16 protein-coding genes are annotated in these 14,931 nt (G+C 33.2%); 4 read left to right on the top strand and 12 right to left on the bottom strand.

Going from position 1 to position 14,931, the window contains the following annotated elements; translation table 11 throughout:
• Position 1: 1 nt before the first annotated feature.
• Positions 2-754 (top strand): triose-phosphate isomerase, encoded by a 753-nt coding sequence (gene tpiA / locus LG45_RS09390; protein WP_035126472.1) that lies wholly within the window; start codon positions 2-4, stop codon positions 752-754.
• A 73-nt stretch (positions 755-827) separates the two neighbouring features.
• On the opposite strand, the gene LG45_RS09385 is transcribed toward tpiA, so the two are convergent.
• The 9 genes from LG45_RS09385 to LG45_RS09345 all read right to left on the bottom strand — a co-directional run bounded on the left by LG45_RS09385 (position 828) and on the right by LG45_RS09345 (position 9,733).
• Positions 828-1,058, bottom strand: a complete 231-nt coding sequence (locus tag LG45_RS09385) for an HP1242/YdcH family protein (RefSeq protein WP_081932061.1) — start codon at positions 1,056-1,058, stop codon at positions 828-830.
• A 21-nt stretch (positions 1,059-1,079) separates the two neighbouring features.
• Entirely contained in the window at positions 1,080-1,781 is a 702-nt protein-coding gene (locus tag LG45_RS09380; RefSeq protein ID WP_035126468.1) for a sulfite exporter TauE/SafE family protein, read from the bottom strand.
• A 1-nt stretch (position 1,782) separates the two neighbouring features.
• On the bottom strand, positions 1,783-2,232 hold the full coding sequence (locus LG45_RS09375; protein WP_035126461.1) for a FixH family protein: 450 nt from the start codon (positions 2,230-2,232) through the stop codon (positions 1,783-1,785).
• 15 nt (positions 2,233-2,247) lie between these two features.
• Positions 2,248-3,669 carry a cytochrome c oxidase accessory protein CcoG gene (gene ccoG, locus LG45_RS09370; RefSeq protein WP_035126459.1) on the bottom strand — a complete coding sequence of 474 codons (1,422 nt, stop codon included), beginning with the start codon at positions 3,667-3,669 and terminating at the stop codon, positions 2,248-2,250.
• An 80-nt stretch (positions 3,670-3,749) separates the two neighbouring features.
• Positions 3,750-4,688 (bottom strand): cbb3-type cytochrome c oxidase N-terminal domain-containing protein, encoded by a 939-nt coding sequence (locus LG45_RS09365; protein ID WP_035126457.1) that lies wholly within the window; start codon positions 4,686-4,688, stop codon positions 3,750-3,752.
• 27 nt (positions 4,689-4,715) lie between these two features.
• On the bottom strand, positions 4,716-4,883 hold the full coding sequence (locus tag LG45_RS09360) for a hypothetical protein (protein WP_035126455.1): 168 nt from the start codon (positions 4,881-4,883) through the stop codon (positions 4,716-4,718).
• Positions 4,884-4,885: 2 nt separating this feature from the next.
• Complete coding sequence (ccoN, locus tag LG45_RS09355; protein WP_035126453.1) at positions 4,886-7,066, bottom strand: cytochrome-c oxidase, cbb3-type subunit I; 2,181 nt, start codon at positions 7,064-7,066, stop codon at positions 4,886-4,888.
• A gap of 2 nt (positions 7,067-7,068) precedes the next feature.
• Positions 7,069-7,263, bottom strand: a complete 195-nt coding sequence (ccoS, locus tag LG45_RS09350; RefSeq protein WP_035126451.1) for a cbb3-type cytochrome oxidase assembly protein CcoS — start codon at positions 7,261-7,263, stop codon at positions 7,069-7,071.
• Positions 7,264-7,351: 88 nt separating this feature from the next.
• The gene (locus tag LG45_RS09345) at positions 7,352-9,733 is read right to left on the bottom strand and encodes a heavy metal translocating P-type ATPase (RefSeq protein WP_035126449.1); all 2,382 of its coding nucleotides are present in this window, start codon (positions 9,731-9,733) and stop codon (positions 7,352-7,354) included.
• A gap of 108 nt (positions 9,734-9,841) precedes the next feature.
• Here LG45_RS09345 and LG45_RS09340 point away from each other — a divergent pair, with 108 nt between their 5' ends.
• From LG45_RS09340 to LG45_RS09330, 3 genes are all read left to right on the top strand, one after another.
• A complete protein-coding gene (locus LG45_RS09340) occupies positions 9,842-10,522 on the top strand; it encodes a Crp/Fnr family transcriptional regulator (RefSeq protein WP_035126447.1) in 681 nt (226 codons plus the stop codon).
• Positions 10,523-10,619: 97 nt separating this feature from the next.
• Positions 10,620-11,606 carry a bestrophin family protein gene (locus LG45_RS09335; protein ID WP_035126445.1) on the top strand — a complete coding sequence of 329 codons (987 nt, stop codon included), beginning with the start codon at positions 10,620-10,622 and terminating at the stop codon, positions 11,604-11,606.
• A gap of 11 nt (positions 11,607-11,617) precedes the next feature.
• Positions 11,618-12,244: a carbonic anhydrase gene (locus tag LG45_RS09330; RefSeq protein WP_035126443.1), complete on the top strand. Its 627-nt coding sequence runs from the start codon at positions 11,618-11,620 to the stop codon at positions 12,242-12,244.
• A 32-nt stretch (positions 12,245-12,276) separates the two neighbouring features.
• Here LG45_RS09330 and LG45_RS09325 read toward each other — a convergent pair whose 3' ends face one another.
• The 3 genes from LG45_RS09325 to mazG form a co-directional block, all read right to left on the bottom strand.
• A complete protein-coding gene (locus tag LG45_RS09325) occupies positions 12,277-12,579 on the bottom strand; it encodes an antibiotic biosynthesis monooxygenase family protein (protein ID WP_035126438.1) in 303 nt (100 codons plus the stop codon).
• Position 12,580: 1 nt separating this feature from the next.
• Positions 12,581-14,026, bottom strand: coding sequence for an APC family permease (locus LG45_RS09320; protein WP_035126436.1), 1,446 nt, complete (start codon positions 14,024-14,026; stop codon positions 12,581-12,583).
• A gap of 87 nt (positions 14,027-14,113) precedes the next feature.
• Positions 14,114-14,887, bottom strand: a complete 774-nt coding sequence (mazG, locus tag LG45_RS09315) for a nucleoside triphosphate pyrophosphohydrolase (protein ID WP_035126431.1) — start codon at positions 14,885-14,887, stop codon at positions 14,114-14,116.
• Between the last annotated feature and the right edge of the window lie 44 nt (positions 14,888-14,931).

Below are 14,931 nucleotides of genomic sequence, written 5' to 3'. Positions count from 1 at the left end.
AATGAGAACTAAAATTGTTGCAGGAAATTGGAAAATGAACAAAAACAGTGAGGAAACTGAAGATTTATTGAATGAATTAATCGATAAATTACCAGAAGACAAAGAGGTGCAAATTATTGTAGCTCCAACTTTTGTTAATTTGGCTTCAGCTGTAGATCATTTAGAGTTTACCAACATTACAGTTGCTGCACAGAATATGCATCAAAATGAAAATGGTGCTTACACAGGAGAAATTTCGGCAGATATGTTGAAAAGTGTTGGTGTAAACACAGTCATTTTAGGACATTCAGAAAGACGTTCAATTTTTCACGAAACCGATGCTTTAATTGCTACAAAAGTTGATACTGCGCTACGTCACGATATGACAGTGATTTTTTGCTTTGGAGAAGAATTAAAAGATAGAAAAGACGAACAACATTTTAATGTAGTTGAAAATCAATTGCGCGATGGATTATTTCATTTAGAAAAAGAGGCTTGGCAAGATATTATTTTGGCTTACGAACCAGTTTGGGCAATCGGAACTGGCGAAACTGCTAGCCCAGAGCAAGCTCAAGAGATGCACGCTTTTATTAGAGAAACAGTTCGTCACACTTATGGAAGCGAAATTGCAGAAAACGTTTCTATCCTTTACGGTGGAAGTGTAAAACCAGATAATGCTCAAGAAATCTTCGGAAAACCCGATGTTGATGGCGGATTAATTGGTGGTGCAGCATTAAAAGCTGATGATTTTGTTGCTATAGTGAACGCTATTTAAAAAACATTTTTTTGTGAAATTTAAATCCTCAATTGTGTAATACAGTTGAGGATTTTTTTAATAAAACATGAAATTATTTAATTAAATACGTATAAATGGTATCTTTAACATGAAGTAATTTTGCTTTAAGTTCGTGACCATACTCTTCTATAACTACTTCAATACCAGAATTGATATTGTAAATTCTATTTTGTAATTCATGGTATTCGTCAAATAATTTTCTGAAGTGTTTGTCTTCTACTTTTAAAAGATGAATTTTATCTTTAAATTCTGGGAATTCGTGTAATAAATCGTGTTTTTCCATAATTATTTAAATTTATAAATTTTAATGACAATTGGCATTGGCTTGAACAAATAAATTCATGTTGCTTGGTGAAACGTAAGAAATATCCAAACCTAAGCCACGAAGAATAAATAATGTTCCGATGATAACGGATACAATTGGTATTACTTTTTGCAATTTATTTCTGATTGGAAATGATAAAAAGTTAGTAACATAAACTACTGCGCTCATCATTGGTATTGTTCCTAAACCGTATAAAACCATGTAACTGACTGATAAGGTAACATTCTGCATAGCAATTGCTCCAAATAATGCAGCGTAAACTAATCCACAAGGTAATAATCCGTTTAGAAAACCAATTGTGAATAAAGCATCCGCTGATTTTCGTTTGAATTGACTTCCTAAAGCGGTTTTTACTTTAGAAATTAATTGATAAATAGGTCGTGAAAAATTATATTTTGCGAATATTTTTTCTGGAATAAGAACAACTAAAATCATCAAAACTCCAACTGTAATTGAAATGGTTTGTTGTAATCCTGCTAGGTAAAATCCACGTCCTAATATTCCGAAGACCAATCCTAAACTTCCGTACGCGGTTAATCTTCCTAAATGATAGGTTAAAATTTGAAGTGCTTTTTTAGACGGATTTTTGTGATCAACAGGAAGCATAATCGCAATTGGACCACACATCCCGATACAATGAAAACTACTTATTAATCCGAAAAATAAAGCCGTGTAAAGCATTCTAATTGGTATAAATCGTTTCTTTACTTAAATACTCTTTACCTTCATAAGACCAGTCTACAGAAATGTCCCAACGACCGCCAACCAAATTACTTTTAGGTATGAGCAAATGTGGGTTAGACAGAGAAATAGGAATTTCAAAGTCTAACTTTTTGTTTGACGGTCTGTAGAAGGACACTTTTCCTTTAATTTTTGTGATATCAAATTCTTTTGGAAATGCGATTGTAACACCATTTTCGGCCGATTGTATTGCTACAATTTCGGTCATATCGTGAGCGTTTTGTTCTTTTTCCATTTGTTTTTCGAAAGTCAATTCTTTCTGATAGTATTTTTCGACTACTAATTCGTTATCATATTTACTATCGGATTGCACTTTGAAAACAAAGTATAAGATGAAACTCATAAAAAGTCCAAATGCAATTACAATGCTTGTTCCCCAATTTATTTTCATGATTTTATTATTTTTCTAATTGAAATTTCGCGGTCCATTGAAATTGGTTTTCGCTGTTTCAATTAATCTATTGTTGTTATAAACTTCAATTTGTAATTCAATATCTTCCTTGTTCAAATCCTTTTCTAAAATTTTAACAAACATTGTTCCTTGCGTAAATCCTTGTCTTGGAATAGCTATAAAAGGTTTACCTACAAGTTTAATTTCACCTTTAGAATTGACTAATTTGAAAGTTACCTTATTAAAATCGCCTTCTGTTTTATTGATGATTTTGTAATTGTAAACATTAGAAATGGTGTCGCCTTCGTGTTGAAATAATTGTCCTGGCATGTGCAAAATAGTAGCTTCCACATCGTTTCTAAGGAATAACATTCCGATGAAAAACCCAGTTAAAATAGCTAAAACAGCTATGTAACCTTTCATTCTTGTTGTGAGTTGGAACTTCTCTTTCTTTACAATTTCGTCTTCACTTGCATATCGAATTAATCCTTTTGGTAAGCCCACTTTTTCCATTATAGTATCACATTCATCGATACAAGCGGTGCAATTGATACATTCTAATTGCGTTCCGTTTCTAATGTCGATTCCGGTTGGGCAAACGTTGACGCAGATTTTGCAATCGATGCAATCTCCTACTCCAAGTGCTTGTCTGTCTTCACCTTTATGAAATTTGGCTCGACCATTTTCGGCTTCACCACGAACATGATCGTAGGCAACATTTATTGATTTATTGTCAAGTAATACACCTTGCATTCTACCGTACGGACAAGCAATGATGCACACTTGTTCTCTAAACGACGCATAAATAAAGAAGAAAACGCCTGTAAAAATTAATAAGGCAATAAGTGTACTGGTATTTTCTTTTGGACCTTCTTTTATGAAATCAAGTACCTCATCGCTTCCTATTAAGTAAGCTAAAAATACATTCGCTATGATAAACGAAATGATGAAAAATACAATCCATTTGGTAACTCGTTTTCTAATTTTTTCTTTATCCCAAGATTGTTTTGCTAATCGCATTTGAGCACCACGATCGCCATCAATCCAGAATTCAATTCTACGAAAAACCATTTCCATAAAAATCGTTTGAGGACAAAACCATCCACAGAAAATACGTCCGAAAGCTACGGTGAAAAGCGCCAAACCAACTACGCCAATAATCATCGAAATTACAACAAGGTGAAAATCTTGAGGCCAAAATGGAAAGCTGAAAATATTGAATTTTCGTTCTAAAACATTAAATAAAAGAAATTGATTTCCGTTGATTTTAATGAATGGCGCACTCAACAAAAAAGCCAGCAAAGCATAGCTTAGTAATTTTCTTTTGTTATAAAAACGTCCTACTGGAATTTTAGGATAAATAAAGGCTCTTTTTCCTTTTTTATCAATAGTTGCAATACTATCTCTAAAACTTTCTTCTGGTGTATTTGAGCTCATTGTGATTATTATTTTACGAAAAACATTCGTTTAATTTTGAAAGGTTTTGAATTATAAAAATCCAAAACCTTTACTATTAATTATTTAGTTGGTGCCACTTTAGTTGAATCTACCACTGGAGTTGCATCTGTTTTCGGAGCAGCTTCTTCTACCCATTTTTGTCCTTCAGCTGGTTTTCCACCTGCAGGTTTTGATCCTTGAAGGCTTAAAACATAACTTGCAATTTGTTGGATTTCGGTTGGTTTAAAAATTCCTTTCCAAGAAACCATACTTTGGTTGTTTTTACTTCCTTCAGAAATAATTTTGAAAACATTTTTAATTCCGCCACCGTTAATCCAAAATTCATCGGTTAGATTCGGACCAACAATTCCACCACCATCGGCTTTATGACAAGCTGCACATGCATTGGTAAATACTTCTTTTCCTTTGGCCAAACTAGCCTCATCAGTTAAAAGCGTTACCTTATCAATATTCATATCATCAGGTTTTGCAGTGGCATTTTTTTGTATTTCTAGATTGGCCAACTCTACTTCGTGTTTGAATTCGTCAGCTTGTGTATCGCCATCTAAAACGTGGAATCGAATTAAATAAATAAATGCGAATGCAATTGTTCCGTAGAAAAGATACACCCACCATGGTGGTAATACATTATCCAATTCTTTGATTCCATCATAATCATGGTTAAGCATTACATCACTTTCTTGTTCTATTTCTTTAGAACGAGTAAGTTTTTGCATTAATCCTTTTAGAAACTTACTTTGTGTAATTGGAATAGTTTGCGCTTCTTCAAGCTGTTTTCTTTGTTCATCTGTTAAAAGATGATAGGTTACTTTATCGACTGCATTTACTACAATTTCGATAGCAATCAATAAAAACAGAAAAACGGCTAAGAACAATGAGACCATTGGATATTTTACAAAAGCGGGTCTATCACCTGAGTCAATAAAATATTCTAAACCTATAAGAACAGTTGCAAATAGCAACGGAACTCTAACATAAACTGGGAGTAATTTTTTCATTATTTTACTTTTTAAATAGTATAATTCTTAGTCTTTTAATGGCAATTCGCTGATTTCTTTTATTTTTTCTTTACTGTACGTCATTGCCCATAAAGTGAACAAAACGAATGCACTAAAGAAAATACCTAACGAAATGATGGGATAAATTTCTACACCAGAAATGGTTTCTAAATTTTGTTTTACAAACTTTAACATGGCTATTGTTTTTTATCTTTAACTTGAATATCTGTACCTAATCGTTGTAAATAAGCAATCACTGCTATAATTTCTCTGTCTTTTAAAGGAACAGCTGTTTCTTTTTCAAATGACTTTTTGATTTCGGCATTGGCAAGTAAGTTTTTCTCAATTTTACTAGCTTGTGCATCTATGCTTTTCAGTGCATTAGTAATATCAGCATCAGAATAAGGAACACCTAGAGTAACCATCGCTTTCATCTTACCTTGAATAATTGAATTATCTAATTTGTCTTTAATTAACCATTGGTATCTTGGCATTAATGAACCTGGAGAAATACTTTGCGGATCGTATAAGTGATTGAACTGCCACACATCGTCACGACCACCATTGTAAGGTTTTCCTTTAACACCTTCACGAGCTAAATCCGGACCAGTACGTTTAGAACCCCACAAAAATGGATGATCATATACAAATTCTCCTGCTTTAGAATATTCTCCATAACGTTCAACTTCAGATCGGAATGGACGAATCATTTGAGAGTGACAACTTACGCAACCTTCACGGATATATAAATCGCGACCTTGTAATTCTAATGGTGTGTAAGGTTTTACCGCTGCAATAGTTGGAATATTAGATTTCACTAAGAGCGTTGGAACAATTTGAATTAATCCACCAATTAAGATAGCTAATGTTGTAAGCAACATAAATTGAACTGGTTTTCTTTCTAACCAAGCGTGTAATTTTTCGCCTTTCAATCTGTTTTTAGAAATTACTTCTAATTGTGGAGCTTCTGCTAATTCATCTTCTACAGCAGCACCTTTTTTAACAGTCATGATGATGTTATAACACATAACAAAAACACCAAGCAAGAATAAAGTTCCACCAATAGCTCTCATCCAATACATTGGCATTAATTGAGTAACTGTTTCTAAGAAGTTTCCATATTGTAATCTTGAACCTTCTGCGTCAAATTGTTTCCACATAGATGCTTGAGTAAATCCAGCAACATACATTGGAAGCGCATATAATATAATTCCTAACGTTCCTATCCAGAAGTGGAAGTTGGCTAATTTTTCTGAAAATAATTTAGATTTTGTCATTCTTGGAATCAACCAATAGATCATACCGAATGATAAAAATCCGTTCCAAGCCAATGCACCAACGTGAACGTGAGCAATAATCCAATCGGTGTAATGTGCAATAGCATTTACATTTTTAAGAGATAACATTGGACCTTCAAAAGTTGCCATTCCGTAACCTGTGATTGCGACTACGAAGAATTTTAATACTGAATCTGTACGCACTTTATCCCAAACACCTCTTAGCGTTAATAAACCGTTTATCATTCCACCCCAAGATGGAGCAATTAACATAATTGAGAATACAACACCTAAGTTTTGTGCCCAATCTGGCAAAGCTGAATACAATAAATGGTGTGGTCCAGCCCAGATATAAATAAATATTAAAGACCAAAAGTGAATGATTGATAATCTATAAGAATACACAGGACGATTGGCTGCTTTTGGAACAAAGTAATACATCATTCCTAAAAATGGTGTGGTCAAGAAAAATGCCACAGCATTGTGTCCGTACCACCATTGTACTAAGGCATCTTGAACTCCTGCGTAAACAGAATACGATTTTAAGAAAGAAACTGGAAGTTCAAAACTATTAAAGATATGAAGAACTGCAACGGTAACAAATGTTGCAATGTAAAACCAAATTGCTACATAAATATGACGTTCTCTTCTTTTAATAATAGTTCCAATCATGTTGATACCAAATACTACCCAAATTAAGGCAATAGCAATATCGATTGGCCATTCCAATTCGGCATATTCTTTAGAAGTTGTGTAACCCAATGGTAAACTCACTGCGGCTGCCACAATAATTAATTGCCAACCCCAAAAGTGTAATTTACTTAATACATCGCTAAACATTCTTGCTTTAAGCAAACGTTGCATAGAATAATATACTCCAGCAAACATGGCGTTACCAACGAAAGCAAAGATTACTGCATTGGTATGTAATGGTCTAAGACGACCAAAACTTAAAAACGAAACACCACTTGTAATGTTTGGGAATAAGAACATTATTGCGAGGATGAGTCCGACTAACATTCCAACTACACCAAAAATGATACTGGCGTAAATGAAATTCCTCACGATTTTGTTGTCATAATGAAATTGCTGCATTTCCATAATTATAATTGTTTTTCTTCAGTTAATTCTATTTGATTTTTGTTTGTTTCTTTTCGTAGTTCATCGTCAAAAAGCATTCTGACTGATGGTGTATAATCGTCATCGTATTGTCCACTTCTTACTGCTTTTATAAAAGCGTATAAGAAAAAGACGGCAACAACTATACTGATTGTGATTAACATGTAAATGACACTCATACCTTAAATTTGTGTTAACAAAATTACTTTGACGTCTTTGTAAAAAATATGATAATTATCATACGACACCATAAATTTTGAATTGTTATTATTTCTTAAAATTTCGAGCAAATAAATTACTCATTATCGTTACAAAACTCACTATGGTTACTGTGCTTAAAGGCATTATAATAGCCGCCACAATAGGTAATAAATTTCCTGTAACAGCAAAACTCAATCCTACCACATTGTATAATAAAGACAGACCAAAACTCATGTAAATGGTCTTCATTGCGTTTTTAGAAAAGTTCATAAAAAAGGCGATTCTATCAAACATGGACGCGTCAAGAATTCCGTCGCAAGCTGGTGAAAAGACATTTACATTTTCTGATATAGAGATTCCAATGTTACTTTTAGCTAAAGCGCCAGCATCGTTTAATCCGTCACCAACCATCATCACATTGTGTCCTTCTTTTTGAAGATTTTCAATGAAATCTAACTTTTGTTCGGGTTTTTGATTGAATACAAGAATGGTTTTTTCAGGAAGCATTTTCTCAAGAATTCTTCGTTCACCATCATTATCTCCTGATAAAATAATTAGTTTATACTTTTTAGATAGCTTTTCGAAAAGTTGTTCTAATCCTGCTCTGTATTGATTGTTAAAGACATAACTTCCTTTATAGATTCCGTTTATTTCAACATGAACTTTGGTTTTTTTATGCGTGTTTTCGCTCATGTGTTGCAAAAATTGAGACGAACCAAGCTTGATTGTATTTTCATCAAATGTGGCATAAATTCCTTTACCAATTATTTCTTCAAAATACGATGGTTCACGGATTTCTTTTCTAGGAATAAATTCATACAATCTTCGGCTTAATGGATGATTAGAGCCACGAAGCGCGCTGTTTAGTAATTTCAAATCAAAATCATTTAACATCTCACCTTCGTAAGTAATCGAGGTTTTTTTATTGGTTGTGATTGTTCCAGTTTTATCAAAAACTATGGTATCTACTTTTGCCAATTGTTCGATAACCGTTGCATTTTTTAAATAGAGTTTTCTTCTTCCCATTATGCGCAAAACATTACCTAATGTAAATGGAGCTGTCAATGCCAAAGCACAAGGACAAGCAACGATAAGAATTGCTGTAAACACATTAAACGCTGTATCGGTATCAATAAAAATCCAATAAAGGAACGACACTACCGACAATCCAAGTAATGCTGGAGTGAAATACCTACTTATTCTATCGGTTATAGTTTTGTGTTTGATATCAACTTTTTTCTGAAAAACATCATTGCTCCACAATTGCGTCAAATAACTTTGTGATACAGAAAAAAGCACTTCCATTTCGATGACCTTACCTACTTGTTTTCCACCAGCAAAAATTTTATCGCCTGATTTTTTTTCAATTGCAACGGCCTCACCTGTAACAAAACTATAATCGATTGCAGCAGTATCTGAAATAAGAATCCCATCAACCGGAATTAATTCTTGGTTTCTGATCAGTAATCTATCACCTTTTTTAATATCATAAATTTGAACTGGAATCTCCGTTTTATCATTCAGAATTTTAGTAATTGCAATCGGGAAATACGATTTGTAATCTCGTTCAAATGAAAGGAAGTTGTACGTTTTTTGTTGGAATAATTTTCCGAGTAACATAAAGAATATCAATCCTGCCATGCTATCGAAGAAACCTTGTCCGTAATCAAAAATAATATCGACGGTACTTCTTATAAACATGATAACAATTCCTAGCGCAATTGGAATGTCTATGTTGAGCATTTTAGATTTAATGCTTTTGTACGCCGAGACATAATATCCGCTTGCAGAATAAAAAAAAGTTGGAAGCGAAATGGCAAATATCAACCATCTAAAAAATCCACGATATTGATTGATCCAAAATTCTTGAACTTCAAAATATTCTGGAAAGGAAAGCAACATAATGTTTCCGAAGCAGAAAAAAGCCACACCTATTTTGTAAATCAAACTTCTATCCACCACTTTTTTAACCTCATCATAGTTATCCAAGCTGATATAAGGTTCGTAGCCGATTGCGCATAATCGCTCTACAATTTGTTTAAGATTGGTAGCTTCAGGATTGTAGTTTATTCTAACTTTTTTCTCTGGAAAATTTACTTGCGAAGTATTTATTCCTGGTTGAAGTTTCTGTAAATTCTCCAAAATCCAAATACACGAACTACAGTGTATATGCGGAATGTAGAGTGAAACAATATGTGTTGAATTTTCCTCGAATTCAAGCAGTTTTGTAACAATTTTTTCATCATCTAAAAAATCATATTTTCCTTTAATATCCAATGGAGTTGCACCCGGAGATGCTTGAAAATCATAATAACACGACATGTCATTGTTACTAAAAATCTCGTACACAGTTTTACAACCGTTACAACAGAATTTTTTTTCGTCAAAGAGAACTTCGTCTTTTTTTATAATTTCATTACCACAATGGAAACAATTTGTTGTGTCCATAAATTTGCTCATTTTACCTGCAACAAAGTTTAGACAATAGTTAAACTTATAATATGATATTTGTCATACTTTTAATATCTTTGAAAACCAATAATTAACTTGAGCATTATGAGCAAATGTGAACAATGCATCGTTAGACAGTTTAGTTCTTTGAAAGCTTTAACCAAAGAAGAACTCCTAAAAATGGCCGACTGTAAGACATCATACACAATAAAGAAAGGCGAACCTATTTTTCAAGAAGGCGAAATCACCAAAGGTGTTTTTTGTATAAAAGAAGGCGTTTGTAAACTTTCTAAATTAAGTGCCAATGGTAAAGACCAGATAGTTAAATTGGTTAAACCAGGCGAACTGTTAGGACAACGTTCTATGATTATTGACGAACCGGCCAATTTAAGTGCGATTGCCCTTGAAGATATGGAAGTATGTTTTATTCCTCGAACCGATGTTATGGGTTTCTTTAACAACAACAATCAGTTTTCTATGAATATGATGAAAACTATTTGTGGAGATTTAAAAGATGCAGATGATCATATGGTTGATATGGCTCAAAAAACGGTTAAAGTTAGACTTGCAGAAACCTTATTGTATCTTGAAAATACTTTTGGCAAAAACGATGACGGATCACTTCACCTTCAATTATCGAGAGAAGAGTTGGCTGGAATTATTGGCACTGCTACCGAGAGCTGCATTCGATTATTATCTGAATTTAACAAAACCGGATTGATAAAAATTACTGGAAAGAAAATTTTCATCGAAGATCGCGTTAAGCTAAAACGAATGATTGATTAAATCCTTATAATTTTCTTATTACAAAAAACTGTTTTTCTAAGCAGTTTTTTTTTATTTTTATATTTGATTAAAATAAATTTCAAATAAAATACGTGGTATGCATTCAGGAAGACACTACTCCATCAAAGAATTTTTAATATGGACTCGACGAGATATTTATGTTCTTTTTGTTCTTGCAACAATTCCAACGGTTATCTATCAAGTGTTTGATATAAAATGCATTGCAATTCCATGGGTTGCTATAGCATTAATTGGTACTGCTGCAGCTTTCATTGTAGGTTTTAAAAACACTCAAACCTATAATAGATTGTGGGAAGCGCGACAAATTTATGGTGCGATTGTTAACTCAAGTCGTGCTTGGGGAATTATGGTACGTGATTTTGTAGAAGAGGACAAAAAAATACATCAAGAATTGTTCTATCGTCATTGTGCTTGGTTAACTGCATTACGATATCAACTTCGTGAGCCTCGAGCTTGGGAAAATATGACAAAGAGTTATAATCTTGAATATAAAAAATTCTTTACCGTATCTGAAGAGAAAATTCCTTTGGAAGAAGTATTGCAAAACTACCTTACATCATCGGAGCAAACTTATATCCTATCTAAAAAAAATAGAGCTACACAACTTATCGCTTTACAATCTAATCATCTTAAAGAGTTGTATAATTCGGGTAAAATTGAGAATTTTCAATATGTTGCTTTAGAAAAAGTATTAACTGATTTGTATGATCATCAAGGAAAATGTGAGCGTATTAAAAACTTCCCATATCCAAGGCAATTTGCTAGTTTGAATTTATTTTTTATTTGGCTTTTTGTTTTTATGTTACCCTTTGGAATCTTAAATGAATTTCAAAAACTAGGTGACGATTTTGTATGGCTTACAATTCCTTTTAGTGTAATTGTTTCTTGGTTATTTACCTCGATGGAAAAAGTGGGTGAAAGTACCGAAAATCCTTTTGAAGGAAGTGCAAATGATGTTCCTATTACTGCAATGAGCAGAACGATTGAAATTGATTTAAGAGATATGCTTGATGAAGAAAACTTGCCTGCGCCAATTGCTGCAGAAAATAAAATATTAATGTAAAAATTATAACTATGGATGTAGCTAACGTATTTAAAAATAACGAAAAGTGGATTGCCGAAAAATTAGCTGTTGATTCTAATTATTTTGAGAATTTATCCAAAGGTCAAAGTCCCGAAATTTTGTACATAGGATGTTCTGACAGCAGAGTTACTGCCGAAGATATTATGGGCGTTCAACCAGGCGAAGTTTTTGTGCATCGCAATATTGCCAATATGGTAATTAGTATCGATTTAAATGTGATGTCAGTTCTAAATTATGCTGTGCGTCATCTTAAAGTAAATCATGTTGTAGTATGCGGACATTATTTTTGCGGTGGTGTAAAAGCGGCAATGCAACCACAAGATATGGGAATTTTAAATCCGTGGCTAAGAAACATTAGAGACGTATATAGACTGCATAAAGAAGAGCTCAATGCAATAGCTGATGAAAATGCTAGATACAACCGATTGGTAGAATTAAATGTTCAAGAACAATGTGTAAATTTGATAAAAACTGCTGCAATACAAGAAGCTTATAAAGATAGAAAACTTCAAGTACACGGATGGGTTTTTGATATTCATAGTGGTAAACTAATTGATTTAAAAATTGATTTTCCTACTATTTTAAAAGACATAATGGAGATTTATACTTTGAAATAAAGAATAGAATAGGTGCGAATTTCGTACCTTTTTTATTTACTAAAACTGTATTCACGTTCTACTTTGGCAATTCTCACGGTGTATCGTTCGTACCACTTTTGAATTCCTTTATGCTGTGCCTCTAAATGATCTAAATTTTGTTTCCAATTTTTTATTGCTTCTAATGATTCCCAGTAAGAAACTGTAATTCCAATTTCGTTCCTAGCCGATTCTACACCGAGAAATCCTGGTTGCTGTTGTGCTAGATCAACCATTTTAATTGCCATATCCGAATAGTTTTGGTCAATGTCAGTCCTAGTCGATGTGAAAATTACGGCATAATAAGGTAACTCCATTTTATTCTTTTTTATGTAAAAACAAATAATACACCGGAATTCCGAGTGCTACAATAAATAATCCTATACTTGTGTTTTTGGTTTCAAAATATAGTAAATTGAAACAAATTAATACCGTTACAACAATATACAACATTGGAACAAATGGATATCCAAATGCTTTGTAAGGTCTGATTGCATTAGGTTCTCTTTTTCGTAAAATGAAAATTCCGTAAATTGTTAGTATGTAAAATAATAAGGATGCAAATGTGGCATAAGTTAGCAAATCACCAAATTTTCCTGATACTGCGAGAACACACGCCCAAATGCATTGCAACCAAAGTGCTTTGGCAGGAACACCATTTTTATTTAAGATTGTGGCTTGTTTAAAGAATAAATTATCATTTGCCATAGCATAAAATAATCGCCCACCAGATAATATTAATCCACTGTTGCAACCAAATGTTGAAATCATTATTAATCCTGCCATTACAAAAACGGCTATATTTCCCAGAATCATATTTGCAGCAGCAGCACCAACTCTATCTTGACTGGCAAACATAATTCCGTTTTCTACAACAGTCGCTGTGTTAGGAGTTCCTTGCATTGGCAATAAAGCCAAATAAGCAATATTGGCAAAAATATAAATGATAGTAACAAGCAAAGTTCCAAGAAACAAACTTCTAGGGATATTTTTCTTCGGATCTTTGATTTCTGCGGCGATGAAGGTCACATTGTTCCAGGCATCACTCGAGAAAAGTGAGTTGATAATTGTTGCGCCCATTGCTCCAAGTAAAGCAAATCCTGCGAGTTTGGTAATTGTTACGCTTCCGTCTGCATTTAAAACAGTTTTAGAAGCATCCCACATATTTTCAAAGTTATTTGATAAAACATCCGTTTTTAAACCAACATATAATCCGAAAATGATTAAAGCAAAAAGTGCGATGAGTTTAGCCAAAGTAAAAATCAGCTGAATTGTTTTACCCGTTTTTATACCTTTTGTATTAATGTAAGTCAAAAATACAATACTAATTACGGCAACAATTTGCTTATTTGTCAAAGCAAAACTTCCTCCAAAACTACTAATTTCATTTTCTAAAACTGGAAAAAAAATAGCCGTATAATTAGCAAAAGTTACTGCAATAGCTGCAATTACGCCAGTTTGAATTACAGTAAAAACGGTCCATCCGTAGAGAAAAGAAACCAATTTTCCGTAAGCACGTTGAATGTAAACAAATTGTCCGCCAGCGTTGGGCATCATTCCTGCTAATTCGCCATAACTTAATGCGGCACTCATGGTTAAAAGTCCTGTTACTAACCAAATAATTATAAGCCATGCTGCAGAACCAACATCTCTAGCCATGGCAGAAGTAACTATAAAAATTCCAGAACCAATCATGGAACCAGCGACTAAACTTGTGGCATCAATTAATCCTAAAGAGCGTTTTAATTCGGTTTTTTGTTCCATTTTAGATTGGGATTTCAACAAATATAACTTTAGTATTTGGTAGTGAAAAATAAATTAAAAACGAGAAGTACAAAAGTTGCGATTGACTTATAACTTTTTGGCTTCATTCCAAAAGACATCCATTTCTGCCAAAGTCATATCCATTAATGGTTTTCCTAATTCGCCAGCTTTACTTTCTAAATATTGAAAACGCTTGATGAATTTTTTATTGGTTCGTTCTAATGCATCTTCTGGGTTTATGTTTAAAAATCGGGCATAATTTATCATTGAAAATAGTACATCTCCAAATTCAGATTCCATTTTATCTTGATTTCCTGCAGCAATTTCAACTTGAAGTTCTTGCAATTCTTCTTGCACTTTATCCCAAACTTGGTGCGGTTCTTCCCAATCAAATCCTACACCTTTTACTTTGTCTTGAATTCTACTTGCTTTTACTAAGGCTGGCAAACCTTTGGGAACGCCTTCTAAAACCGATTTTTTTCCTTCCTTGAGTTTTAGTTTTTCCCAATTTTGTTTTACTTCTTCTTCGTCGGCTACAACAACATCACCGTAAATATGTGGATGGCGGTGAATCAATTTATCACAAATTTCATTGCATACATCGGCCATATCAAAATCGTTTGTTTCACTTCCTATTTTGGCATAAAAAACAATGTGTAATAACAAATCACCCAATTCTTTTTTTATTTCTTGTAAGTCGTTATTTAAAATGGCATCACCCAATTCATAAGTTTCTTCAATTGTAAGGTGTCGTAAACTTTCTAGCGTTTGCTTTTTATCCCACGGACATTTTTCACGTAAATCGTCCATGATATCTAGTAATCTGCTAAAAGCTTCAAGTTGTTGTTGACGTGAGTTCATTTTATATTAAATTTTAGACATTAGATTTTAAATATTAAATATTC

The sequence above is a fragment of the Flavobacterium aquatile LMG 4008 = ATCC 11947 genome, from assembly GCF_000757385.1.
Classification (GTDB): Bacteria; Bacteroidota; Bacteroidia; order Flavobacteriales; family Flavobacteriaceae; genus Flavobacterium; species Flavobacterium aquatile.
Note: the sequence above shows the minus strand (reverse complement) of the source record. Positions and strands in the feature narration are given on the sequence as shown.

Coding starts and splice junctions, on each gene's coding strand:
- tpiA (WP_035126472.1), top strand. CDS start 2: ATGAGAACTAAAATTGTTGCAGGAAATTGGAAAATGAACAAAAACAGT.
- LG45_RS09385 (WP_081932061.1), bottom strand. CDS start 1,058: ATGGAAAAACACGATTTATTACACGAATTCCCAGAATTTAAAGATAAA.
- LG45_RS09380 (WP_035126468.1), bottom strand. CDS start 1,781: ATGCTTTACACGGCTTTATTTTTCGGATTAATAAGTAGTTTTCATTGT.
- LG45_RS09375 (WP_035126461.1), bottom strand. CDS start 2,232: ATGAAAATAAATTGGGGAACAAGCATTGTAATTGCATTTGGACTTTTT.
- ccoG (WP_035126459.1), bottom strand. CDS start 3,669: ATGAGCTCAAATACACCAGAAGAAAGTTTTAGAGATAGTATTGCAACT.
- LG45_RS09365 (WP_035126457.1), bottom strand. CDS start 4,688: ATGAAAAAATTACTCCCAGTTTATGTTAGAGTTCCGTTGCTATTTGCA.
- LG45_RS09360 (WP_035126455.1), bottom strand. CDS start 4,883: ATGTTAAAGTTTGTAAAACAAAATTTAGAAACCATTTCTGGTGTAGAA.
- ccoN (WP_035126453.1), bottom strand. CDS start 7,066: ATGGAAATGCAGCAATTTCATTATGACAACAAAATCGTGAGGAATTTC.
- ccoS (WP_035126451.1), bottom strand. CDS start 7,263: ATGAGTGTCATTTACATGTTAATCACAATCAGTATAGTTGTTGCCGTC.
- LG45_RS09345 (WP_035126449.1), bottom strand. CDS start 9,733: ATGGACACAACAAATTGTTTCCATTGTGGTAATGAAATTATAAAAAAA.
- LG45_RS09340 (WP_035126447.1), top strand. CDS start 9,842: ATGAGCAAATGTGAACAATGCATCGTTAGACAGTTTAGTTCTTTGAAA.
- LG45_RS09335 (WP_035126445.1), top strand. CDS start 10,620: ATGCATTCAGGAAGACACTACTCCATCAAAGAATTTTTAATATGGACT.
- LG45_RS09330 (WP_035126443.1), top strand. CDS start 11,618: ATGGATGTAGCTAACGTATTTAAAAATAACGAAAAGTGGATTGCCGAA.
- LG45_RS09325 (WP_035126438.1), bottom strand. CDS start 12,579: ATGGAGTTACCTTATTATGCCGTAATTTTCACATCGACTAGGACTGAC.
- LG45_RS09320 (WP_035126436.1), bottom strand. CDS start 14,026: ATGGAACAAAAAACCGAATTAAAACGCTCTTTAGGATTAATTGATGCC.
- mazG (WP_035126431.1), bottom strand. CDS start 14,887: ATGAACTCACGTCAACAACAACTTGAAGCTTTTAGCAGATTACTAGAT.